This is a genomic window from Bacteroides sp. BFG-637, from assembly GCF_024793605.1.
Classification (GTDB): domain Bacteria; phylum Bacteroidota; class Bacteroidia; order Bacteroidales; family Bacteroidaceae; genus Bacteroides; species Bacteroides vicugnae.
The window spans coordinates 4,766,247-4,792,250 of sequence record NZ_JANUPD010000002.1 but is presented as its reverse complement, the minus strand read 5'-3'; the positions used below and the strand labels follow the sequence as shown (position 1 = coordinate 4,792,250).

Below are 26,004 nucleotides of genomic sequence, written 5' to 3'. Positions count from 1 at the left end.
AAACTAAGCAGTATCGACCGCAACCTTAGGTAAAATCTGGTTTGTGGATTGAAAAAACAAGTATCATGTTTTATAACACTCTTTTACTAGAATTTACCTATAAAAACCAAAAATCCCGCTGAAGACTCTTCAACGGGATTTTCTGTTTTATAGCTTATGGAACCAATAAATACCTTCTTTTTTATCAGGTACCTTTAGATTGTATAATCCATTTGTTTTCAATGATTTATTTATTGTTTCAATCTTTCCGGAAGCAGGGTGTATGTACTTTAATGCATACTTTCCGGACGATAATTGAACAGGAATTTCTGTTCCGGACTTGGAATAAATGATACTTCCAATATCAGATTTTACCATTTTCTTGTACTCATCCGTATTCGTTTTTTCCACTTCCATGGCTGCTGCATCCTTCAGGAATGCCTTATCTGTGCATGGAATTACAGGACATGAACCACCAGCCATGAATACAGCCCATCCCATAGCCGGATAATTCTGTGCGTAGAATGTCACTGCCTTCTGAGGAAATTTCTGTCGATACTCATAGACAGCTTTATATGCTTCATTGAAAGTGACCTTTCCTACTTTCATCTTACGCATGTGCTGACGCGGTGCCATATTCTTTCCACCTTCCGGTGCAAAGATCCCATCCGTCTTATAATGCCAGTAACGGATATCAATGATATCTACTATGGCAGCGCGTTTGGGGTCTGCAAGGATAGCATCCTGCACATCTTTCGTGGTACTTAATGCCACTTTGGCTTTCTTTCCGGTTTCAGTCTCCCATTCGGCTATCACATCCAACCAGAACTGTACGAAGTGCAACGGTCCTGTAAATTCAGCACTTGTCAACTGAATTACATTCGAATTGTCTGCGAAGTTATTCAGGCATTGACGTATATATTGCCTGTGCAATTCACGACGAACAGGATGGCTGACGTCATAGAACATATCCGCTACAAAGATTCGTTTGTCACCGGCAAATGGAGCAGGTTCAGGAAATCCGGTCTGATTGATGTTATTGCTGCTTCTCCATGGAGAATCTACCCAATGTGCACCGGCTTCCAGAATGTTGTGCTGGAAATAGTTCTCATGAAACAAAAGCAGTCCGTCTTTATTTCCTTTTTCCGCAAACTCTTTTAAACGACTCCAGTACCATGTATTGGGACGTTTCAAATCATATTTGCTCAATCCTTCCCACGCTGTTTCCTGACCGCTGCGTCCGAATGGCTGCTCATAGAAAGGTCCCCATACATCACCATCCCGACGGCGAATCCGTTCGTGGTCATCGCGACGGCGGTCATACCAAAGACCATAGTTCTGATCGAAAACAAGTATGTTTTTCTGTTTCATAAAATTGATAACAGAATCAATGCGGTCTGTCAATCCCAGTCCCTCGCGTCCCGGAACAAATCGGGTAATGGCCGGACTTGCCTTTTTTAGATAATTGATTTTGAGCTTTCCATTCCACCAAGGGGTGGTATGACTGTTTCCAACCAATAAAATACCATCCATTTGGATACGTCCGTTAGTTATAGTTACTTCCGGTTGAGTGTGTGATTGGATAGTAGAAGAATTTGCAACTAATGAGGCTCCCCTCTTCTCTTTAATGTCATCAACTGATTTTACTCCGGCTGACTCCACCGAAGGAGCAAACTTATGATCGTCTATCCAATGTTCCAACGTTAACCGTGGATGATAAGCCTCTTTAGCCAGTTCCATAGCCACTTCAACTGTGGGGCTACTGGTTGCACTTGTATTTCTAGGCAAGATACGTGCACGTTCTGCACATTCTTTATTCAATCGTTCTTCCAATTGGGCATAAAAGATACTGCGAGGTTGTACGTGATTGTTGGATTGTTCCCATTCACCGTCACCGGAGAACTGCGCCCAACAGCCGTATGCACGGTTCATCGCATCCTTTGCCGGAGCATAACATTCGATTTCTGCTGCGGTACATTGCCAGAACAAGCTATTTGCCGTATTCCAACCGGCTCCATTTTTATCTTGTCCCAAATTCTTAAAAGTCAGGTTATGACCGTCGATATTTACTACATCGAACAACAGTCCACATGCCCATGCATCGATAGAGCCGCTGAATCCTAAAGATTCGTATGAATCACATTGTACAAAAGCGTTGGGGCCGGCTGCACAATATCCGGCAGCAAAGTCATGAATACCTCGTTCCGAGTAACAACGTTGAAATAAAGTTTGTTGTCCCAGTGTGTGGAAAGTGCAACGACGCATTCCTCCGATTTCTGAAACAGGTTCTCTTGAGATACAGTCTTCGACAGTGATTTTGGAACCTGTACGCTGAACAATCACGGCACTTCCTGCAAAATGTTTGAAATTGAGTTGTCTTACCCAACAGTTTTCCGCATTCTCAATGGAAATACCTGTCCAGCAATGATCTTCATCCTTAGGATAACGCTTGTCATAATCAGAGATCAGTGTCATATTCTCTACTCCACAATCGTAGATACGTCCGTTCCATTGATAAGTCAATAGAGAAGAAGCACCATATTTAGCATCCAGAGCTACAGTCAGCGGAGCATCCAATGTTATCCGGTTGCCATTTACTTCACAGACCCTTCTGTCCCAGGTCAGATCCATATCCCCTTCTTTCCATCCCAAAGCACTGATTCCTCCTCCAAAAATGTCACAACCCAAAGAGGCAATCCACTCCTTGCCGGAGGGACGGGCAACCATTACACGATCTCCTTTTTTCAAAGAAATACCTGAAGCCACTTCCAATGTTCGTGTGTTTACCGGAACATAGTTGGAAAGTATCTGCAAAGTGTCTTGTACATTCAGGTCATCTATTCCTTCCATATAAATAAGGGCACCTCTGTCTACGCCTTTCTTCAGCAGTATTGTTTTTTCTTTATTCGTTCCCCGCAATACAATTCCGGAGGTGGAGATACGAATACTGCCGGACAGGGCAAACTCACCCTGATCGAGCAAAACAGCTCCACGAAAACCGGAAGCATCGGGAGACAGCGAGGCTACATAATCAATGGCACGTTGAATACGTGCAGTGTTATCTCCTGCTTTCCAAGGGACAAACACAACATTGCGGACAGAAGGAATATCCTGTTCGGAGGATTTATATCCGCATGTAGAGAAATCGAGAATACGGTTTCCCCGATCATCATTCAGGTAAGTGATTTGGTCATTCTTAACCTGTAAAGCAAAGGTTTGCGCATAACTTTGCACAAACCCAATGCTCAATAATCCCAGAAGGATCGTTCTTACTTGTATATTCAATCCAATCATCTTTAATCTTTTTTCATCTGCTTATAACAGACTTTTCCGTTTAGACAATGTATCGTAATTGTTCTTCAAATCTGTCCAGTCCACTTTCTTTTTAGTGTCTATACCATTGATATATTTTTCAATATTGGTATATCCGTCACCATTGCAGTCCATAGTTGCGTCGGTCGGGTCATTCGGATTCAGACCGTTAGCTATTTCCCAGGCATCCGGCATGCCGTCACCGTCCGAGTCTACTACTGCTTCTCCTTTATATTCGGGAAGTCCGCCTACCTGACGAATGTCTGTAATGATACCCTGCTTATAAGAATCAGCCGGTAACCGTCTTTTCACATAAGGAGAGACAAACTCCGGTGCATCTTTCACATAAATGGCTTTTCCTGTTTGCACAGTCTTTATAACACGGGCATCCACAGCGTCCCGTTTGGGGAAAGTAGCTCCTACATTATCCAATACAAAGTTATAAGCTTTTTTGGTATCCATCACAGTAACCGGAGGCATTTTGAAAGCTTCGTCCGATTTAATTAAGGGCAGAAACTTTGTGGCATCCACATCTTCTTTCAGTTGTACGCCTCCGTCCCAGTTATCTTTTGTGACCTTGGCATTGCCATGAATAATATTCCCGTTTACATAAGCTTTTCCGAATGAGAGAGGTCTGCTTTTGTCACGTCCCGCTTCCGGTTTGAGAATACGATAAGAGATCGGTTTACCTAGCGGAGTGATGGGGCCGGGTTTAAAATAATTGTTTATCATGTTGTAGAAGCTGTTGTGGTCACCTCCGTCTACAGAACGATTCCACCAGTTGAATACAACATTATTGACGAAGTTAAAATCACCGTCCATACCCACCGAACTGTTCCGGCTGATGTTGGAAGCAAAGAGATTCCGGCAGAACATACTGTTATGACCACCGATGGTTGCACCAAAAGCATGGTTGTATGTATCCAGTGCTTCAGAGAAAATAGAATTTTGAATGGTAATGTTTACTGTCGGAAGTTTCAGACCGTGTCCGTCTGCCCCTCTGTTATATACATGACGGTAGATAGACATATTTTCATCCAATCCCCAACTGGCGGAGCAATGGTCTACCATGATATTTCCTACCGCATTCCCTCCTACCGCATCATCGCGGAAAGCCACGTCCTGCGCACCGCGACGGAAGCGCATATGACGAATCACGACATCGTGTGTATCGATCAGGAAAGATTGTCCGGTGATACAGATACCATCTCCGGGAGCTGTTTGTCCGGCAATGGTTACATAAGGGGCGCGTACACTGATCGGGCTTTTCAGACGGATCACTCCCGAAACATTAAATACAATGATACGTGCACCTCCTGTTTCACAGGCTTCGCGGAATGTTCCGGGACCGGAGTCTTCCAGAGAAGTGACAACAATCACTTTTCCTCCACGTCCACCGGGAGTATACATACCTCCGCCTTCCGCACCGGGGAAGGCCGGGATATTGCTCTTTATCAAATCTTCGGGTTTGGAGGCCCATGGCTTATAAGGGCGTCCTTTCTTTGCTTCTTCTAAAACTGTCGGCAAAGCTTTTTCCCATGCCGCGTCGGATTTCCGTTCGAACTCCGCTTCTTGTTTTGCTCCTCTTTCTTTTACCGAGTCCGGAATTACAGGATACTGGGCTGCCACAGGTAGTACACAGGCAACCAGCATCCACGCTGATAATACTTTCTTCATGTTATTCATTCTTTCGAATCTTAATAGGTTTCTAAAAGGACGATTAAGAAAGCATTTTGTAATCGGTTATCTCTCTCCTTTCCGCCATTCATTCATGTATTCACGAGGGGTTTGATTATATTTCTTCCGGAAACACTTGCTGTAGTATCCCGAATCCTTGAATCCGACAGCAAAAGCAATCTCGGAAACACTTAAATCCGTGTTCTTAATCAGCTCGACTGATTTATTCAAGCGAATCTCTTTTACCAGATCTACAGGGGCCAGACCGGTAAGACTCTTTAGTTTCTTGAAGAATGCCGAACGACTCAATCCGATACCGGATGCTATGGTGTCAATATTAAAATCACTGTCGTCCATATTTTCTTCAATGACCTGATGTATCTTTTCTAGGAACTGTACGTCTTTCTTTACCAAATATTGTTCGTAGCTGTCTTCTTCGGTCGTTGTCTGGTTTTCCATTTGCTGGCGGATTCGTTCACGGAACAATTTCCGTTCGGCAAGCAGCTGGTCGATACGTGCCAACAGGTATTCCTTGCTGAAAGGTTTGGTGATATAGGCATTTGCTCCTAAAGTAATAGCTTTGGTCTTGGCGCCTTCATCATTTTTCGCGGTCAGGATAATAACAGGAATATGGCTGATCTGGAAATCTTTGCGGATAGATTGCAACATTTCAAGGCCGTCCATTTCAGGCATCATCTGATCGGTCACTACGATATCAGGATGATACAGGTGCACTTTCTTTAAACCTTCTACTCCGTTATTGGCAATATGGATATTGAACTTATCTTCCAACTGAAGTTTTATCAACTGGCAAAGGTCCTTATTATCCTCAACCAACAAAAGGGTCGGTAATGAAGCATCAATTTCCGGTTCTTCTTCTGTATCTTCTTCGGATATGGCATTGGCAACAGGTTCCTGTTCCACAGAAACGGGAACTGTTTCCGTACCTCCCACATAAAAGTCAACTTCCGACGGACGATAATGCTCCTTATCCATCAGGAGTTCCACAATAAACACTGCCCCCTGTCCTTCAGGACTTTCAGCACGAATCTGTCCGTGATGAAGATTAACGATTTCCCTTGAAAGTGCCAATCCGATACCTGTGCCCTGATAATAGGAGTTTTTCGCATTCTCTCCTTGTGAGAAGCGTTCAAAAATCTCGGTCAGTTTATTTTGTGGAATACCTACCCCGTTATCTTCCACCCGTACATAACAACATTTTCCGTCGTCTGTCAATCCGGTAGTTATATAAATGCTTCCACCGGAATGAGTGAATTTGAATGCATTGGATATGATATTACGGATCACAATGCTCAATTTCTCCTTGTCCGCCCATACCATAATCGGTTCATCCGGTAACTGGAAAGTGAAACTGATTTCATTTTCTTCGGAAAGCACGCGGAACTCTTTCTGGAAAGAGGCTATCATCTCATTAAAATCAATCAATGACACATGCAAACGCATTTTCCCGTTTTGAATCTTCCGGAAATCAAGTATCTGATTCACTAATTGCAGCATCTGATTGGTGTTCTTCTCCATCAAATCCACATATTGCAATCCTTTCGGAGACAGCTTTTCACGTTCCCTTAATTCTTGTATCGGACCTTTTATCAATGTCAAAGGAGTGCGCAATTCGTGGGATATATTGGTAAAGAACTTGATTTTCATCTCCGAAACTTTTTGTTCGATATAAATATCGTTCTTCATTTTAATCATGAAGAAAGCCAGACGCAAACTAAAATAGAGAGCTGCCAGACCCAAGATCACATAGATAAGAGTTGCCCACCAGCTTAACCACCAAGGGGGAAGAATGGTGACGGCCAGCGTGCAGTTGGAAACAAGTTCCGGATTGGCTTCATCCATTGTTTCTACACGGAATGTATAATCTCCGGGAGGCACATTGGTGTAGGAAGCGATGCGATTCTTCCCGTTATAATGCCACTCTTTTTCATAACCTTCAAGTATATAACGGTATGACACCCGGTTCTGATTATAGAAATTCAATGCCGCAAATTCAATCGTGAACATGGATTGATTGTAGTTCAGCCGGATTGCTTTGGCGTATGTGATGGATTCTTTTAAAATCGGACATTCGCGGAAACTACGCAAATCGCGATTGGATACTTTGAAATCAACGATACGTGTATCATAATTTGTATGCAGTGTTTCCAGTTTGTCAGGAGAGAATGTCAGGATTCCCTGACGAGTGCCAATCCACAAGTCTCCATTCAATGTCCGGAGTGCACTGCCCTCTTCCAACTCCACGTTCAGGAAACCGTCGTATTTGTCGTAATTGCGGAACTGCTCGGTAGCTTTGTTGAAGCAAGACAAACCTATTTCCGTTGTAAACCACAAGTTGCCGTTTTTATCTTCTACGATGGACTTGACTACGTCGTTATTCATTCCTTCACGGATACCATAAGATTTGAAAATAGGTTCCCTCTTTTCCTTGTCATAACGAACCAGTTTATTCAAACCGCCTCCGAACACACTCACCCAGATTTGAGAATCAGTATCTTTGTAGAGTACATAAATATCGTTATCCGCTACATTCGAGTTTTCACTGACTTGACGGTACGTTTCAAACTGAATCTGTTCGGGCGTGGAAAAATGCCCGTCGAAAGACATCAAACCATCCATAGTTCCTACCCAGATACGTCCGTCTTCATCTTCCGTCATGGTACGTACCTCCATATAAAGGCCGTATGCAGGATATTGTTTCAGTCCATTGTATTTATGGATGAAGGTGATGGCTCCATTTTCTTCGGAAATCAAATTCAGTCCTCCACCTAATAGTCCTACCCAGATGCGTCCCCGGCTGTCCTGATAAGTAAAGTATACATCGTTGTTACTGATAGAATTCGGGTTCTTGGGATCATTGATATAACGGGTAAAACGCAACCCGTGCGGAGAATTCATATCCGGTTCAGCTTTGACAAGCCCATTTCCTTTGGTGGAAAACCAAAGATTACCGTCCTTGTCTTCCATAATATGATATACAGTTCCCAATAGATAGTTCTTATCCGAGAAGATCTGTTTCACTTGTCCGTTACGATCCAGACGGTACAACGCCTGCCAACGGGTTCCTACCCAGATATCGCCATTTTGTGCCTGGAAGAGGGCACGTATCCCCTGATTCCAGGAGTTTGATCTCTCGGGTATTAGCGGAGAAGGAGAAACTTCCGTCAACAGTTGGAATTGCTTTTTGGGGAAATTAAGTCTGTATACTCCGCTGCTTGTAGATGCTAACCAGAGGATTCCATCTTTGTCCAACAGAAGATGGAAAAAAAGCTGGTTGGGAAGATCATCCGAGAAAGGTTTTAATTGGTTAATACGGGTCATTTCCAGTTTTTCTCTGTCGAATAGAAGAATTTCTCCTCCCGGGGTCATGAAGAACATACCTTGTTCACCGGCATCCTGCATTTCAAAATTGCCGATGGCATTCTGATTGGGGAATGTAAATCGGTGGTGGCTTCTATTCAGAGGATCATAATAGGTCAATGCCTGATTACCCTCCTGAAACCATACCTTATCATATTTATCATAAAATATGATTCCGCCGTCCTTTTCGGGGATGGTGAATGGAAGTTTGGTCAATTGTTTGTAACCGATATTATACTCGTACGTTCCTTCGTTAGTAGTGATGTACATCAGACCGGACTCTGTTATCAGCAGATTAGAAATCGGGCGTTTGATTTCCGGTATCTCATAACGGTTGACAACTCCATTTTGAGGATCAATACTATAAATGTGTCCTTTCTTATCTCCCAACCATAAGAATTTAGAATTATAGGAGGCACAAGTAAACTGATCCGGATTGGCAGATACCTTTTTCTGTATAAAGTCAGCGGGCTTGTCTTTCAGAGCCGCCCCTTTCCGGAGGGACAAAATCTGATAATCCATACCAATCCAATTGATAAATTCTGCAGTTTCGCAGAATACGTTATGTTTCAGACGCATATCATACACATTCACGTTGGGACGCGAATCGTGCAACTGCTTCATCGTTATTTTACCTTCCTTGTCGGTATATGCACGCAAAAGACTTTTATCTTTTGTCAACAACAATACATCCCCGTCTTCGGTTGTCTGAATCTTAATAATCTGGATGTTCTCCGAATATTCTTTTACATCATCATAGACAGCATGGAAACTCTCGTGTCTTTTATCGAACAGGTAGAGTTTGCGGTCGATGGTCTTAATCCACAGAAAACCATTTTTATCTTCCACAATACGCTGAATTTTACGTGGTGGAATGTCGGTGGAATAAAAACCGTCATGATTATCATAGGAGCGGAATTTGCTTCCATCGAAACTACATAATCCATACCATGTGCCAAACCAGATAAACCCATCCTGTCCCTTTAAAGTGCAGTTGACGATATTATTGGGCAACCCGCGTTCGGCTGTGTAGTGTTCTACAATCATATTCGGATAGGCAAAAGCATAAATGCCTATCATGGATAGTAATAGTATTAGAATATTTCGTTTTCTCATTGGTGGCTATAATTGGAATTAAAACGTACCCCAAAGGTAATCTTTTTTTTGATATAAGCTTATCATCATCATTCGTTTATACCATAAAGTTAGGCACAGATTACACGGATCTCACAGTTTTTGGAAATATTAATGTATAAAGCAACCATGAAATCCGTGTAATCCGTGCCTAATTCTCTGTCCCAAATTCAGTTTGCTGGCGTTCCACCTCATCCAATACCCGTTGACGTTCTTCTTCTGTCAGTTGTATTTTTCCTTCTGATGATTCTTTAAAAGAATTTACTTCCGGAACGGACGATGCAGTTCTGCGTTCTTCGTAAGTGGATTCCTCATAACAGAAAGGCAGTTCTGCCGGAATGCTTTCCAGTTCTATTTCAGTCGCTGTTGGAGCTTGGGTTCCCTCAAACTGTACACGGGCTTTCACTTTCATCTTTCCGGCTTTCCGGGTGGAACGGATCAACACGGGAGCAGAACCAAATTCCACTGTACGGGGATTGGCACCGATAGCAGCATCTCCGATGATTTCTCCTTCACCTTCTATGGTGAAAACAATGTTCTCTTTTGCCAGACGGCGTACATTTCCACTATCATCGGTTACTTCGGCAACAACAACGATAAAGTCGGAGCCGTCAGCTATCAGGTTCACTTTTTGAGTATCTACATAGAGGCGTAGTTTCGTGGAACGCCGGGAAGGCATTTTCTTTTGCGTGCATACTACTTTTCCGTTGATGATCCCTTCGGCCACCATATTTACTTTTTGCCAGTTTTTTTGAGTATAGCTATATCCGCGTGCTTCCCAAAAATCCCAGACATTTTCGAATACAACCGGTGCATTCGGCATATGTCCTTTGGCATGGACTACCGGTTTCGTCCAGGTTTTCGTTCCATCATAAATAGAAAGACGCACAGAATCACAGTTAGTAAATATAGCCACGTCTTTATCGGAGAACTGAGACATTTCATGAGCAATGAATATCATCGGACCACATTCTGCCAATGGATGCTGAAGACCGGCAAGCGACTGGCTACGGAACATTTCGTATGCATATTTCTTCTGACGGAAAGCATCGTAGATGCCACCCCAGTAAGGGTCAGGATGATAACCGCGCTGATGATCGAACGGATGCCATTGCGCACCACCGATAAATAAACCGGTAGTACGATACATCTCGTCATAACTCTTTGCCAGTGAAAGTGCCTGTACCAATAACGGGCGTTCTCCCCAACTGCGGCTGGCACGGTTGTTATTATTGTGAGCATACCAATCATCCACATTCTCTCCAAATTCACGGGTGAAAATACATTGTTCCGGCCTGTCTTCTTTTTCGTCATCACCCGGCCAGCCATAAACAACATCGTAATGTTCTTTCACTCCTGCAGAATGAACATCGGCAGCGGCTACCGGACGTCCCGGATAAGGATATTCCTCTTTGGTGATTTCAAGAGCCTTTAATGCAAAATCAAGTGGATAGCGAGTCTCATTCAATATGGGTTCCCACATTAGTACGGAAGGATGGTTACGGTCGCGACGAATCATTTCACGGGTATTCTGATGAACCAACTCACCGAATTTCGGATCTTTGTTCCAGTACTGCCATCCCGGAGTAGCAACAATCACAAACAGACCGAGTTCATCACAAGCATCCATAAAGGCAGGATCTTGCGGATAATGCGCCACACGAATAATGGTGCATCCGGCATCACGCAGACGTTTGGCATCACGCCATTGCTGTGAGTTCGGTAAAGCATTGCCTACATAGGCAAAATCCTGATGGCGATTTGCTCCTACCAGTTGACCGAAAGGTTTTCCATTCAGCCAGAAACCGTCTTTTCCACGAAATTCTGCCAAGCGAATACCGACACGGGTAATGCCGCCATCCATAGATTTATTTCCTTTTTTAATACGGGATTGTACCCTATATAAATAAGGTGTATCCGGTGACCAGAGTTTTGGATTCTTCACTTCCATCTGTTGCTGGATGGATTTCTTCTCTCCCGGTTTTAAAGACAGCTTTTCGGAACAGTGTTTGATTACTTTTCCGTCAGCGTCTGTCAAAGTCGTTTCTACAGTGACCGATTCAGTACGCACATCCTCATTCTGAATTTCCGTATTTACATATACTTGTGCACTCTTTTCACTGATCTTATCAAAATGCACGAATACACCTCCACCGCCAACGGTTTGTGAATCAATAGCATCGGTGATAGCTACCGGAGATTTGGCAATCATCCATACATCACGATAGATGCCGCCATGATAGGCGAAGTCTAGTGTATATTGGCGTTTTCCGGGGGGATAGGATTTGTCATCACTGTTGTCTGTGAAAACAGCAAGCAGGCAGGAGTCTCCGGCTTGTACGCCATTGGCTGTCAAATCCAGAGTGAAAGGTAGATAACCTCCCAAATGTTCCTGGATGCGTTTGCCATTCAGATAAAGAATCTGTTTACCCATGGCTGCTTCAAAATGAAGAACAACCCGTTGGCCTTTTGTTTCGGCAGGGAGAACAAAATGTTTACGATACCAGGCTGGCCCCTGATAATTACGGCATCCACTTCCTTCGGCAGGCATTAATTCTACCGTATGGGGAGTGGAAATTACTTTCCAGGAACGATCATCAAAGTTTACTGCTTCTGCTCCCCGGACATCGCCTTTGAAAAATAGCCATCCCGGATTGAAATTATAAACTTGTCGCCCACTACCGGGAAGCTGGATAAATCCGGCAACCGATGTTTCAGGACGGTAAGTTTCTGTCGCCTGTCCTTTTTCGATTCCTAAGAACAGTAACAGAAAAGATGATAAGATGATAAACGGTCTTTTATTCATAGTTCTTTATTTATATATTTCATTCGAGTTTTCACCACAGAGGACGCAGAGGACACAGAGTTTTTTTGTAATATATTGTTAGTTCTGTCATTCTGCTTGTCTAAGAATCTCCTCTCTATATGTACACAAAGGGAGTAAATTCTTAGACTATACGTTCCCTTAGACAGATAGATTTACTGTTTAAAAAGCCTCTGTGTCCTCTGCGTCCTCTGTGGTGAAAAAAATCTCATTTTCAATCATTATAATGATATCTTTCTTTCTACTTTCAGGTAGAACTTTCAAGTTTGTTACTTTCCCGTCTTTCAGAGTAGCTTCTACTGTTGTTTCACCAGGAGCATGCAGTTTGAAATGTACATTCCATTCTTTCGGCCATGCGGGGAAAAGAAGTATTTGTTCTCCGTTTGTTTGCAATAGCATTTCCTGAAGTCCTATCATGCCGCTACCTCCCCAATTATGGTCGGGTGTCCAGTCATAGCCCGGTCCCCAAAAAGCAGGAAAGCGGTGCGGCCCGTTGGAGAGTTTGGCAAGGGATAACCTTTTCGCTTCTTGGGTCAGTCCCAGGCAAGCCGCCCAAATGTTGTCCTGTTTCCATCCGATATGCGAACGGAATTTGATGGCATCCGAATCATAAAAATAGGTATTGCGTGCTATGTCCAGATTCTCCTTTCCTACTCCATAAATGCGCCATGGAAATACCGGATAAAGTTGTGGCGTTTCGACATTGTTAATTCGTTCCCAACTTACGGCGGGTGAAATTGTTTGCTTCAAGGCCGGAGCAAGAGTAGGATTCAATGTATCTTTTATTTCTATGTACCGCAATGGAATCGGAGGGATTGTCTTTAGCATCTCTTCTTTCTTTCCATAAGTTTCCAATACTGTTTTTAGAGCAGCGATGGTGCTGCTGGCATTATTGGTCATTTTATATGTCTCACAGGCGGAACCTGGGAAAAGAATCAGATGCCCATTGCCATCCAGCGCCTTCCGTCCCCGACGGGAAGCAAGTTGCCGATAATGTTCGTCGAAGAATGTCAGTGAACTTTCAATCAAAGGCAAATAAGGGGTGATATCAGCATTCGCATAGTTCTTTGTTTCCAGTATCATCTGGCAGAATTCGAGAATCGTATCCCATTCATATTCCAGCCAGGCATTATATTCCAGCCCTTTGTCGAACCAGTCCGGCCGTTTGAAACCATACTCTGCGGGATTGGGCAGACCGAAATTTTCTATTTGTTCGCAGAAGCAAGCTCCGTCATGTTGCCAATATACACGACTCCTCCATTCAGCATTCTTCAACATACGGTTATAGAAATCAAACTGGGAAGGCATCATATCGAAGTCCCCGCTTTTCAGCATCGGCCAATAAACCAGGCGTTGATTCTGTGCTGTCATTGTACCACCTCCCCATTTCCGGTAGTCGGGAGTAAAGGATTGTTTTTCGTCGATGTAACAAGGATCAAAAGTGAACAGTCCGCCATTGAATTTAGTTGGTACGCTACCGTAGGCATTACAACCCAGCATGTAACGGAAAAGAGTGTAGTTTCTGGTTATTTCTTTTGCTTCTCCCTCCGCTTCAATGAAGCTGCGTTGCCAGAAAGCATTCCACCACGAACGGGTTTGCTTTTTATCCTGTATGAGAATCTTCGATGAAATTTTGCCTTGCGGGGCTATTCTTTGCAAAGCAGTTTGCAGTCCCTGCTCCCACTGTTCTATTGTTTCTGTTTGGGCTGTATGCAATACAATACAAAAATGTTCTTTTCTGGACGCTTTGGAAGAACGGAATTTCCAGGCGCGGTAGTCTGTTCCGGCATACACGCCATCCGTGGTGCCTATAAATTCAAGGTTTTCTCCGAACAGGGTTCCTCCGAAAGTTTGATTTTTCAAGGGATTCATCATTTCGGATTTTACCTCGTCCATTCCCTGTTGAGCCACAACAGCATCAAAAACAGTCTGTTCTGGATTGCGATGGTAGAACAGGAGTTGATTGGCAGAATGATTGGTTTTGCCTAAAGAAATAAAGTCAGCCGCTGTCACAGAACCTTTCGGAGGAGCCCATTTGTAAGAACATTGTTGTCCCTCTCCTTTCCTGACAGGTCGTTCCTGATAGCGCCAATTCTCATAAAAAACTTCAGTTTGTAACGCTTGTGTATTGGTTACCTCCACGTGTATAACCGGATGAAAAACATCTACCCAGAATTGTATCTGCGTGTTTCCTGCTGCAACTTCTACATATCCGTCCTTCAGTTTCAATTCTTGACGAAAATCTTTCGTATCTTTAAAAGGATTGGGTAACAGACGGAGACGTATGCGTCCTTGTTTTAGCAGACAGTTGTTTTCGTCGAATGTGCCGCTACGGCTCACATAGAACATAATGTCACCCTCTTCTACCCATATATTCATCCCGATATCTCCGCCACCACAGGGCATGGATTCTGAAGAATTGCGGCTAGGAGTATTCCAAATGACATTGGCATGTTGGCTCCATAGAACCGACACGCCAACAAATATGAATAAGAGAACAAAAACTCTACGCAAATGATTCATAATTTATAATTTCATTAGCAGTTTACCAATCATCCGAACGAAAAGAACCTAAAGGCAATCCGTCACCATATACATCTCCCTCCACATAGTTTTCAAAACAATATCGAACAGCTACCGGGTGCGGCACTTTATCGCTTTTCACCAGCATCTTGCTACGTTCTATCCATGCTTTAGCCGGATAAAATACTTTATCTTCGCCGGCTACCTGAAAGTTTTTCGACTCAAAACAGTTCTTGCCGCTAATCCACATATTTGCACGTTCAAAGCTAACGACTACTGTATCATTCTTTATTTCAATGCTTTTATAGCATGGACTTTCGCCATTCACGCCTTCCACTCCGTAAGTTTTAGTCAGGGCGAGAAGTGCCAAACGTTCTCCGGCAACTTGCTTTTTTGCCGGGTGGATTCCTTTTTCCATACCTGCATCCAGTAATACGGCCATGCCACTGTTGGGTACACGATGTTCTACTTTTGCCTGTGCCTCCCGAAGATAGGCGGAGTTTATCACTTCTTTACCTTTTTCTGTGATAATCCCATAATCATACGGAGCTATTTGGCAATAGTAAAAAGGAAAATCTCCCTGTTTCCATTCAGCGCGCCAGCCGTTTATCAATGCAGTAAACATATCCGCATACGTGTGCGCCCGATTCCAGTTATCTTCGCCCTGATACCAAATCACTCCTTTCATCGTCATGCCGATAAGGGGATGCAACATACCGTTGTACAGTACGGTCGGAGTACGGTTCTTTGATTTTATATCGGCTTCCGATTGAGGAATCTTTGCATCAGGAAAAGCTTTCAACCAGTCAGCGGTCATCCATGCTTCGCACGCCGATCCACCCCAGGCTGCAACTACCAATCCTACCGGAACCTCTACTATTTCATTGATTAACCTCCCGAAATAATAAGCCGTAGCACTGAAATCACGAACGTTGGCCGGAGTTGCTTCTTTCCATGAACCGATAACATCGGTCTGCGGAGTCAATGTAGAAGTACGTTTTACGGTAAACAAGCGAATTTTCGGATTCTTGCTGTGAAGAATATCCATATTGGCATTCTCCACTGGCTGATTCTTGAATCCTTTCATTGGCATTTCCATGTTACTCTGTCCGGAACATAGCCACAATTCACCTATCAATATGTTATTCAGTGTTTTTTTACTTCCATCATCAAAGGTGACAGTGTAAGGACCTCCTGCTTTGGGAGTAGAAACCGAAAGTTTCCATGCCCCGTTCTTATCGGCAGCTGCCACGTATTGCTTTCCATTCCAGCTGGTAGTTATGGTCACTTTCTTGTTGGGAGTGGCAGTTCCCCAAAGATTTGCATTTGTCTGTTGCTGCATCACCATGCCATCAGAAAAAATAGCCGGCAGTTTTACTTCTGCCTGTATCGACAAGCTACCAAACAATAGAAAACCTGCTAATATCGTACTTGTTCTGAATCTTAAACTTCTCATTATCATATATCTTCTTATTTTAATCCGTGCCAACCTGTGTTAATCTATGGTGAAACTCAAAGGGCCGAGTAATCCTGCCGGAAGCAGCTCGTTTTCCTGTTTCCGGTATTTTGCATTGGTCCAAATGCCTTCAAATGGTGTTTTTCCTTCATCAGCTCCTTTCAGTGCATTCGCCCAAGTGTTCGTAACCTCTATTTCAAGTGTATTGATTCCTTTTTTCAGAGCAGTTGTAATATCAGCACGATAAGGAGCTGTCCAAATGGTACCACAGTCTATGCCATTCACACGGACAGTTGCCAAATTACAAACCGTACCCAAATTCAGGTAAATCTGTTGGCCTTTTTTTAGTTTATTCTTCCAGCGGAAAGTCGTCTTATAAGTAGCTGTCCCCGAATAATAATGTATCTGTTCGTCCGACTCTTTGCTCCAGTCGAAAAGTTCTTTCCGTGTGAGCGTTTTCTTGTTAGCTGCAAAAGTTATCGTATATTCCTCTGCTTCCAGAGCTATATTTAAAGGCTCTTTAGCTACCTCTTTTTTCTCTTTCTGTAGTCTTGAGGAGTCCTCTCCATAACTTTCATGTGCTCCCTCCATAGGATATACGATGAATACGGACTCATAAGGAGCCAATGTGAGAGTAACTTCCGTCCGATTTCCGTTGATACGGTAAGAAGGACGGCTGTTCATTTCACCCGTCACCGGATTCCAACATTCCGGTTTTCTATCGTTGATACGCATACTTGCGGTAAATGTGCGTGTTTCTTCTCTTTGATTGGCGATAAAGTAAAGTTCGCCAAGTTCACCACGACGATGTGTCCAGGCAATATCTTCCGGTACAATCATGTCACGTTCCAACCCATATAAGGAGAAATCATCCGCTGTATAAGGCAAAGAAGGTATCAATACACCCGCTTCTTTTAATTCATTAATCTTCTTCTGCACTTCCGAAGATAATACAGGTTCGGGATTCATCGGACGTGCAAGAGGGATTACCAATGCTTTATAGCTGGCTCCACCCGGCAGTGTCATTCTGCCGTCTTCCACTTTGGCCAAACGTAGTAATGCGTCTTTATTAAAACTATCATAAGCGTATCCGCGAAGTGGATTCACCCATTTTTCGGGATCAGCCATATTGGCTGAATGTGTGACGCCTACCGGACGCACACGCAAAGGTTGTCCTTCATTCGCCAAACGAATGCGTTCGCTTTCCACACGTTCCGCACCGAAAATTCCCGGAAGGGACGGAACCAATCGTTCCGGCAATATCGAACGTCTTGGTATTTCTTCACCTGTAAATACTGCAATATCTGTCACCGGATGTCCATATTGCAATAATGCCTGACAACGGGTAGCATATTCGGAAAATGCTTTTGCACCTTTATCCCACCAAGTCTGATCGCGTTGGAAGAAAAGTCCGATGCCATCCAATGTCATGCCGGGTTTGCGATCCAGCCAGGGATTATGTACATATACGTGATAGAAAAGACGATTGATTCCTAATGCGTAATTACGATCCAGCAAGGCTTTCAACATAGCAGGGTATTCGTCCCACGTGCCGCGTACTTCGGTGAATCCTTCAGCCTGAATGATGTTCTTTCCGTAGATATGTGCCCCGCTAATAGCATCCAGCATATCATTCGGTTTATCATGGGTAGGGCTGTTCAGCCAAAATTCTCCCATAGGAAGATCTACCTTTTGGTAATGCAGCAAGCCATCGCTTACCATAGTCGGTGCTACACACTCCGCTGAAAACTGACAATCATATTCTTTGGCACAATCTGCCAATACCTGATAGAATACATCCACCACCAATTCGGCAATCGTTGTACGGACATCTCGCAGAATCTTTTCGCTTCGTTCTGCACTTTCCATAGGAATACCTGCCAATAGTGGTAAATAAGGCATCAGGTCATAACCACGACGTTTCTGAAATTCTGCAGCGAAATTTGGATTCCAGTTCTGGCTTCCACATTCCCAACTATCTACATGCATATATTTCAATACACGGCGTGCTACTTCCGGATTCGTCTTTACAAATGCTTGTGCAAACCAGTTATCAAACTGTTTTCGCACCGTTTTCGGATCGAACTTATCACATTCCAAGCCCTTTCCGCCACCGGCTGTTGCATTGGTATGTCCGGTAGCTGTATGTCCCATGCGGAGCAATTTCCATTTACCTTTAGGGAGAACAGCTGTGATTGTTTTCTCTTTAGAATGACTAGCCGGGGCATTCTTATATTGTTCCGTCAGATTAATAACCTGTGAAAGTGAATAGCAGTCCTCCTTTCCTACCTCCTCTTCCCTGGTAGATTCAGCAACACGCCATACCAGTCCGGCTTTTCCTTCCCACTGATTCAAACGGGCTTCCTGATGCAGGCGCAGTTGTTTGATCTTCAGATTAGGTTTCCATTTTGCGGCATCCATATCTTCACTTCCCGGTTCGCTCCCCTCGGGTGTCCAGTAGAAACGGAAATAACGGGCTGTAGTTGCAGGAATACTATGAGTAGAATTTTCATCTGTATTTTGCCATCCCTGACGGGCAGGGACTAGCTGTTTCACGAAACGATAATTTACGCCATCGTCACTTGCCATTACTTTCAAGCGATGTGCCTGATAATTATTGCCATTTAAAACGATTTCTATATTCCGGCAGGTAAAAGGTTGTTTATATTCATATTGAATATAGCATGGATACGAAGAACGGATAACGCCTGCCGCATCCATATTCACTGTTTGAGCAGATTTTACATTGTTCGCTGTTGCTAAGTTTACGCAAGTGATCTTTGCGGGCATTTCGTCTGCCGCATCCTCTACCGGTAAAGCAAATAGCGCAATATCTTCATAATAGTTTTCATAAGCTTCCGGCTGTGGCAGACGTAATGCATTGAGCTTTCCACCATCAACGATTGTATCGCTCCAAACAACTTTCTGCATTGATTCTTTCGGAGTAATCCAGGGGACCTCCCGCCAATGCAAAACCGTCACAAATATGCATTCCCAATTTCAACCCTAAACGGTCGGCTTCCTCCATGCTGAAACGCACCATTTCCCACCATTCAGGAGTCAACTGCTGTGCCTTGCCGTTATATTGTCCGCCTTCACTAACCCCTTTGATCGGCATCAGATAAGTGCCTCCGAGTCCTGCATGTTTCATCGCTTCCAAATCGGCAGTTATTCCTTCTTGGGACACAGCACCATACATCCAGTACCAAAAGGTCCAAGGCTTCGCTTCGTCAGACGGATTCTGAAATTGGTCGCGAAGTGAGCGTGTTTGTTGTGCATCGACAGGACATACAGCTGTCCATGCCAATAAAGAGAATACAAATATTTGTTGTTTCAGTCGGCTTTTCATTCCAATACTATATTTTTTCTATAATGAAGACGAAAAAAGGACTGTTTTGTACTCGCTATTACTATAAATTCATGACTTATTGTCTCTGTTTTACACAAAGCCAACGTTTTGAAAATATATAATATTTTTATTGTTATATTTAAAGTGAAGTATAACTAATACGCAATTCATTAAAAGCTTTTATTTATAATATTATAATCATTTATTTATTACTTATTATTGATATATATTTATATAATTAATTGATAAACAGATTTTTGAAATAAATTACACGTTTTTGTTTTCAAATCAAATATAAGCTATTATCTTTGTTCCGGAGTCAAAAGAGTGACTTCTTTATTAGTACTAATATGTAATATTAATTTTTAAAATGAGTCTTAGGTATAAGAAGAAAAAAATTGTATTGTGTTTCGACAAAGAAAACAAAGTCGAAAAGTATGTAGCCGCTAATGTACTTGCGGGAAGCCTTAATTATAAGAAGCTGTGTAATGAAGTCAATCAGCGAACCGGTATTCACCGTTCTATGGTAGATGTGGTGCTAAAAGGACTGCAGGACACTATGGTTTCTTTTTTAGAAGAGGGCTTTTCGGTTAAACTGGATGAATTTGGTTCATTTCGTCCAGCAATCAATGCAGAGAGTCAGGATAAGGAGGATGATGTGAATGCACATACTATCATTCGGCGAAAAATCGTATTTACTCCGGGAAGTAAATTTAAGGCAATGCTTGGTGGAGCAAGTGTTGAACTGTTCGGAGATGGAGCTACAATTACCGAAGATGGCGATAATGGTGGGTCATCAGGAGGAAATTCAGGAGGGGAAGCCCCAGACCCTGCTGCTTAACTCTTTTTTAGCCTTTTTAAATAAGGAAAGCTCATTGAGCCTTCCTTATTTTTTTGACATTTCGAACGATAATGAGCAAAATTGTCGTTGCCTGATGGCAAATTCACCGTTGGGCAATGATAAATTTATGGTTGCCTAACGGTAGATTTGCCATTAACATTGATGTTTGAGTAATCTTTTCGGATAAAAAGAATCAGAGACCTGTTTTATATTCCCTTTTACTGCCCTCCCATTCTTTCTACTGTTTTTCTTGGAAAAAGAAAAATATAGTTTAGAAATAATTCTAATTACATTTTTTTGCATATATTTGTAACGTTTCTCACGCCGATACCTCAATTCGTGAGGTTAGGGTGGTGTGGGAAATGGATTATATAAAGAAAGACGTTTACTTGACGTTTTGTCTTTGACACTTCAGAATCTCGCAAGTTTTGAAAAACCTGTCAAAAACAAAGCAGCGGTGGATGTCTACGGGATATGTCTATACCCCTAAGTGTGCTGTGAAATAAAAGTATACTTAGTTTGTTATACATATCGGCGTGGGCTTCTGCGTTGCTCGTTCAGACAGGTTGGGCGATGCGAGAGCCTTGAAGTGTGGGACGAGTGACAGGTACAGATTCCCGCGCTTTTTTTATATATATTCTGTCAATCTTTTTATTATAGAACCGTCCGGTTCGGGAAGCTGCGGGCATTTATCAGACAATACTATTATGGGAAAAATGTTTATAGCATTTTTTATTTTATTCATGACTATAGTCTTGAATAGTGTTAATGCGCAGGAAAAAGAAGTTACTTATACGTATGATAAATTTGGTATAATCAACCAATACACTAATAACATGGTACTAGAAGTTAATGATGTGTTGAAATTTGTGAAGAGAAAGGGGAATTCATTTTTTATTCAACTTGCCCATCCAATGAATCCTCCTGCTTATTCTTTATTTGTGTCTTTAAAAGGATATGATGAATTAAATGAAAAGTATGTTTATATTGGTGATGCAATAGTGGGTATAGATATTAAAGAAGGTCTGATATATAAAGGTAAATGTTTAATTAAATCCTCAAAGAACTTAGATGCATTTTTGAATAATATAGGATATAACTACGAATACACTTATAGTAAAGATCTTTCGTTTAGTGTTTATTTTAAAAATATGAGAACATCTAAAGAAGGATATATACCACAAATGCCATATACTTTTGTAGAAGTGTTTCCAATAAAGAATAAATCAGAACAAGAAAGAGAAGAGAAGTTACTAAGAGAGAAAAGAAAGCAAGAATGGGAAAAGAGAGAATTTGAGAGAAAAGAAAAAGAGATTAAAAGAAAGGAAGAGGAAGTTATAAATATATTATCAACAGCAAATAGACAGAATATAAAAGAACAGGTTTGTACTTATTTTGAAAATAAACTTTTAAAAGATTCAGAATATTGGGATGTATTGGCAAAGCCGCAAAAGAAAGAAATTAAAACCACTACAGATGTACTAATTCATATAGATTCCCTTCAAACAAATATTGTCCAAATAGATAAAGAAATTATTAATTATGATTTAGATTTTCTACATAGAAAAGCGTCACACTATTGTACAATAAATGGTACGAACTATTATAAATATCAAAATCATATTTTCTATATTGAAAAAGTAGACATTAAGACTAAACCATTAGAAAAAGGAATATATGGAGTTGAGAGGAAAAAAGGTAAGCTCAAATATTATCAGACTGTTCCAAAAGAAATACAGGAGTGGTGTCAAAGTAATATTATCAAAAATGGTTTTCAAGCAATTGAATACAGCAATTATGATGGACAATATACTATAAAGCCTATTACTGTAACTAAAGATGTAAAAAGACGCTTCAAGGAAAAGATCCTCAAAAAGCTAAAAAGACATGGAAGACTCTTGGTATCATTTGTGGCAATGTTGTATTAATAGGCGGAGCGATAGCTTTAGGGGCTATGTAAAATCAAGTCTAAATTCCAATGCAGATAATTCACATTTATAAAAAAATGTCATGGATACTATTGTAGCATTTTGTCTTATTATATTTCTTATTTATATATTGATTTGCGTTATACCTGCACAAATGGCAGAAACAAGAGGTAGAAGTGTAATGGGTTGGTTCTTTCTATCAATTCTTATAACTCCAATCTATACTGCTTTTATCATTTTTTGCTTAGGGGAAACTGATGAAAAACGTAAAGAGAGAATTTTTCAAGAAGAAGAATGGAGAATTCTCTGTCGGAAATTATACTCAAATAAAAATAATGATGAAAACTAAGTATTTTTTATTAATTATGTTGGTAGGCATTGTATCATGCAAAGATATCAATCCTTTCAAAAAAGAATTAGTTCTTGACGAAACAAAAGAAATTGTTCTTAACGGAACATATATTTCAGATTCAGATAGAGCTCTTTATCAATCTTTTACCTTTAAAGGAAATTCAACAGTTGTAATCAAAGATGGCATCTTTGGATTTGACTTTGCAACCAGTTATGAAAAAGATGGAAATCTGATTCGCATAAAAACAGATCAGTCTGATTTATTGTTAGAAATAGTCACACCTGATTCTTTAGTTGGTGAAGGATTTGCAAAAGGTAGTTTCAAGAAAGTATATAAATAAAAAAAGCCCTCAATGTCTTCGGGGCATTGAAGACTTTGAACTATGTGCATTTTGAAGAATAAAGGGATGTTATTGCTTTAATATTCACTAATGAGTATGAGATACTATACAGAATAATTGGAAAAAAGAAGGAACTTTCCTACCTTTGCTAATATTAATCATAGGATGATTATGATAAGAAAGGAGAAAATTGTATGACCCTTAAAGAAAAACAATTGGAGTTCATCATATATTGTGTTGAAAATACTGCTGAACGATTGGGCCGTTATAGTCCGGAGGTTTTTAATAAACTAAAGGAATTGGGTGCACTAGACGACTATATCAAGACTTTTTATGATACTTTGCACACGCAAGGAAAAGCGTATATCGTTGATTCTTTATTGGAATATATCTATCATCGTGATCCACAATGGTTACCAAAAGATTATAGACCTTTTCAAATATCTACAAACGAAGGAGGCAAATCATGCTAACCATTTATCATGGTTCTACTTGTCGTGTAGAGCAGCCATTGGCAAGGGTATGTCGGCCAAACCTTGATTTTGGGGTTGGGTTTTATCTTACAGATTTAAAAGAGCAAGCTTTCCGCTGGGCACTTCGCACTGCTGATATTCGCCATGAAACTAATGTATGGCTTAATGTCTATTCGTTAGATATAGAAGCCTGCCGCAATACTCTTTATCATTACTTACATTTTACTGCATATGATGCGCATTGGCTTGATTTTGTCGTATCTTGTAGGCAAGGAGGTTCTATGTGGAGGGATTATGATATCATAGAAGGTGGTATAGCAGATGATCGTGTGATACGTACTATTGACCTCTATATGCGTGGCGATTATACCCGTGAAGAAGCTTTATCGCGTCTGGTTCATCAAGAACCTAACAATCAAATTTGTATCACAAACCAAAAAGTGATTGACAAGCATTTACACTTTGTTGAAGCTATTTCCATTCCTATGCCATCCCCTACAAAAGAAGTAGCTAATGCTGATATTGTAATGCAAGGTAAGTATTATGGTATTGTAGAGCAACTGGCTGCCCGTCTACACATTTCAGACATACAAGCATTGGGAATATTCTATAATAGCGACAGTTATCAGCGTGTTATTCATCGACTCGGAGATTTGTATCTCATGAGTGATGCATATATTGTAGATGAACTAATGAAAGAGCTACAAAAAAGACAAGGCTGATATTAACCTTGTCTTTTTTATATTAGAATGTTCTGCATAAAGGGAATATTATCCGTTATTGTTTCACGATTTCCTCAATTCTCAATAAAAGGTTAGGATTACTTGGACGAGCAGCAGCACCATAATCAATGATTTGTCCTTTTCTGTTTATCAAGATATAATATGGCAATCTATTAATTTTGAACTGTTTGGTAATCTTCTGATAATTCTCCAGTCCAATATAATCAGCAGCATAGACACATTCTATATCATGATTCTTCATCGAGTATTTATCTAAACACAATTCCCATTGCATTTTGGTATCATTACCGCCCGAACATATGGAATAAATAATCAGATCCTGCGTTGAATATTTGCTGCGCAACTTTTTCAAGGGTTCCATCTCTGCCAAACAAAGCGGACAAGTTGTAGCCCAAAAATCAAGATAAATAACTTTTCCCCGGTTTTCTTCAAGAATCTTATATATGCTCTCCATATACGACATTGGAGTTAACGTATTTGAACTTTCATTGTATTTGCCATACAACAAATTATCAGAAACAGACCGCGGATTCTCCAAGAACGCTTTAGTTTGCCTGTACATCTGTGCTATTTGTCCCTGCAAATGGGGTATTTTTACGATTGAGTCAAATTGCGAACGCTTTCTTGAGAGGGAAATTGTATCATTAGCTTCAAGGCTATTAGCTGTAACTTTAGTATATAAATATTGATTCAATTCATTTTCTCCTATTTCGGACATAATATCATCTATCGTTGGGTATTCTTTGTTTTTAAGAACCATTCCTGTAGGAATATAATTTTCTATCCAATCGACTATATCAAACAAGCGGGCTGATAATATTCCTTTTTTTATATAATTTATTGATTTCGGGCAACAGCGTGTGATATCGTGCGAACTCTTTTCTTGTCCGATATTGACATTGGCTCGCATAAACCAAGATCGTATAATAATAATCCTGTTTCAGTAATTCCTCCGTAAACATGACGACATCTTGCATAGGATTGTATTTCTGCAAATATTCGGCCCTGCGTTCTAAACGTGTATTATATTCTTTCTTTAGCTCTGCTTCAAAATCCTCGACACTCAAATCATGCCTGATACCATAGTCACGCATATAATAATATCCGCTTTCTGTAAAAGCCAATATCTCCTGATTCAATTTTTCCGCATCACCTGTTACTTTAGGATGAAACATATCCTTGAAATCAATCTCTAAATGGATACTGTCACCCGGATGCACATATAAATGCTCTGCATAGTTACGAATAGAAACCTCCCGTATTTTAGCATAAACAGGAAAAGTAAAATAGAAAGAACCATCCTCTTGAATGGGAGTACGGTACTGATTTTCCATATCTCTGAAAAATGGAATAATAAGTGTCAGTTCTTTTTCTTGTGGATAAAATTCACGGTTCAAAACTTTACCTGTGATAATAATCTCTTCAGCATATTCTTCCGGAAAATCATAAACGGTTTCTGTCTGATTGGAAATATCCGGCTGAAAGTTACTTTGCACTTTTTGCCGACAACTAATAAATAATATAAATATCGGCAAAAAAACGAATAGGCAGTGTTTCATTCTCATAGGGTGTTATTGGTGTATTAATAAATACTTACGCGAATATAGCTATTAAATTCAGCATTTTACATCGTATCCTGTTAAATAAACCTTTACTACACAATTATCAGATAATGCAAAATGATATTATATA

At 41.1% G+C, this 26,004-nt stretch carries 12 protein-coding genes and 2 pseudogenes; 6 read left to right on the top strand and 8 right to left on the bottom strand.

Going from position 1 to position 26,004, the window contains the following annotated elements; translation table 11 throughout:
• Positions 1-147: 147 nt before the first annotated feature.
• The 7 genes and pseudogenes from NXX38_RS18490 to NXX38_RS18460 all read right to left on the bottom strand — a co-directional run bounded on the left by NXX38_RS18490 (position 148) and on the right by NXX38_RS18460 (position 19,635).
• Positions 148-3,264 (bottom strand): DUF6298 domain-containing protein, encoded by a 3,117-nt coding sequence (locus NXX38_RS18490; RefSeq protein ID WP_258981998.1) that lies wholly within the window; start codon positions 3,262-3,264, stop codon positions 148-150.
• A gap of 30 nt (positions 3,265-3,294) precedes the next feature.
• Entirely contained in the window at positions 3,295-4,977 is a 1,683-nt protein-coding gene (locus tag NXX38_RS18485) for a polysaccharide lyase (protein WP_234132137.1), read from the bottom strand.
• A 57-nt stretch (positions 4,978-5,034) separates the two neighbouring features.
• Positions 5,035-9,465: a two-component regulator propeller domain-containing protein gene (locus NXX38_RS18480; protein ID WP_347035070.1), complete on the bottom strand. Its 4,431-nt coding sequence runs from the start codon at positions 9,463-9,465 to the stop codon at positions 5,035-5,037.
• A 169-nt stretch (positions 9,466-9,634) separates the two neighbouring features.
• Positions 9,635-12,289: a glycoside hydrolase family 2 TIM barrel-domain containing protein gene (locus NXX38_RS18475; RefSeq protein WP_234132138.1), complete on the bottom strand. Its 2,655-nt coding sequence runs from the start codon at positions 12,287-12,289 to the stop codon at positions 9,635-9,637.
• A gap of 180 nt (positions 12,290-12,469) precedes the next feature.
• Complete coding sequence (locus tag NXX38_RS18470; protein ID WP_371826247.1) at positions 12,470-14,830, bottom strand: DUF5703 domain-containing protein; 2,361 nt, start codon at positions 14,828-14,830, stop codon at positions 12,470-12,472.
• A 22-nt stretch (positions 14,831-14,852) separates the two neighbouring features.
• The gene (locus tag NXX38_RS18465) at positions 14,853-16,286 is read right to left on the bottom strand and encodes a sialate O-acetylesterase (RefSeq protein WP_258980631.1); all 1,434 of its coding nucleotides are present in this window, start codon (positions 16,284-16,286) and stop codon (positions 14,853-14,855) included.
• Positions 16,287-16,325: 39 nt separating this feature from the next.
• Positions 16,326-19,635, bottom strand: a pseudogene (locus NXX38_RS18460) (glycosyl hydrolase).
• 370 nt (positions 19,636-20,005) lie between these two features.
• On the opposite strand from NXX38_RS18460, the gene NXX38_RS18455 reads away from it, so the two are divergent.
• From NXX38_RS18455 to NXX38_RS18430, 6 genes are all read left to right on the top strand, one after another.
• Positions 20,006-20,476: an HU family DNA-binding protein gene (locus tag NXX38_RS18455; protein WP_258980629.1), complete on the top strand. Its 471-nt coding sequence runs from the start codon at positions 20,006-20,008 to the stop codon at positions 20,474-20,476.
• A 707-nt stretch (positions 20,477-21,183) separates the two neighbouring features.
• On the top strand, positions 21,184-22,404 hold the full coding sequence (locus tag NXX38_RS18450) for a hypothetical protein (protein ID WP_258980627.1): 1,221 nt from the start codon (positions 21,184-21,186) through the stop codon (positions 22,402-22,404).
• Positions 22,405-22,486: 82 nt separating this feature from the next.
• Positions 22,487-22,753: a hypothetical protein gene (locus tag NXX38_RS18445; RefSeq protein WP_148366733.1), complete on the top strand. Its 267-nt coding sequence runs from the start codon at positions 22,487-22,489 to the stop codon at positions 22,751-22,753.
• Entirely contained in the window at positions 22,740-23,096 is a 357-nt protein-coding gene (locus NXX38_RS18440) for a hypothetical protein (protein WP_148366734.1), read from the top strand. The genes NXX38_RS18445 and NXX38_RS18440 overlap by 14 nt, the downstream gene beginning before the upstream one ends.
• A 194-nt stretch (positions 23,097-23,290) precedes the next feature.
• Positions 23,291-23,569, top strand: a complete 279-nt coding sequence (locus NXX38_RS18435; protein WP_148366735.1) for a DUF3791 domain-containing protein — start codon at positions 23,291-23,293, stop codon at positions 23,567-23,569.
• Positions 23,563-24,291, top strand: a complete 729-nt coding sequence (locus tag NXX38_RS18430; RefSeq protein WP_258980623.1) for a DUF3990 domain-containing protein — start codon at positions 23,563-23,565, stop codon at positions 24,289-24,291. The genes NXX38_RS18435 and NXX38_RS18430 overlap by 7 nt, the downstream gene beginning before the upstream one ends.
• A 55-nt stretch (positions 24,292-24,346) precedes the next feature.
• On the opposite strand, the pseudogene NXX38_RS18425 reads toward NXX38_RS18430, so the two are convergent.
• A pseudogene (locus NXX38_RS18425) lies at positions 24,347-25,871 on the bottom strand (TlpA family protein disulfide reductase).
• Positions 25,872-26,004: the final 133 nt, after the last annotated feature.

Excerpts from the sequence above, each read along its gene's own strand:
- NXX38_RS18485 (WP_234132137.1), bottom strand. The coding sequence starts at position 4,977 with ATGAATAACATGAAGAAAGTATTATCAGCGTGGATGCTGGTTGCCTGT.
- NXX38_RS18480 (WP_347035070.1), bottom strand. The coding sequence starts at position 9,465 with ATGAGAAAACGAAATATTCTAATACTATTACTATCCATGATAGGCATT.
- NXX38_RS18475 (WP_234132138.1), bottom strand. The coding sequence starts at position 12,289 with ATGAATAAAAGACCGTTTATCATCTTATCATCTTTTCTGTTACTGTTC.
- NXX38_RS18470 (WP_371826247.1), bottom strand. The coding sequence starts at position 14,830 with ATGAATCATTTGCGTAGAGTTTTTGTTCTCTTATTCATATTTGTTGGC.
- NXX38_RS18465 (WP_258980631.1), bottom strand. The coding sequence starts at position 16,286 with ATGAGAAGTTTAAGATTCAGAACAAGTACGATATTAGCAGGTTTTCTA.
- NXX38_RS18455 (WP_258980629.1), top strand. The coding sequence starts at position 20,006 with ATGAGTCTTAGGTATAAGAAGAAAAAAATTGTATTGTGTTTCGACAAA.
- NXX38_RS18450 (WP_258980627.1), top strand. The coding sequence starts at position 21,184 with ATGGGAAAAATGTTTATAGCATTTTTTATTTTATTCATGACTATAGTC.
- NXX38_RS18445 (WP_148366733.1), top strand. The coding sequence starts at position 22,487 with ATGGATACTATTGTAGCATTTTGTCTTATTATATTTCTTATTTATATA.
- NXX38_RS18440 (WP_148366734.1), top strand. The coding sequence starts at position 22,740 with ATGATGAAAACTAAGTATTTTTTATTAATTATGTTGGTAGGCATTGTA.
- NXX38_RS18435 (WP_148366735.1), top strand. The coding sequence starts at position 23,291 with ATGACCCTTAAAGAAAAACAATTGGAGTTCATCATATATTGTGTTGAA.
- NXX38_RS18430 (WP_258980623.1), top strand. The coding sequence starts at position 23,563 with ATGCTAACCATTTATCATGGTTCTACTTGTCGTGTAGAGCAGCCATTG.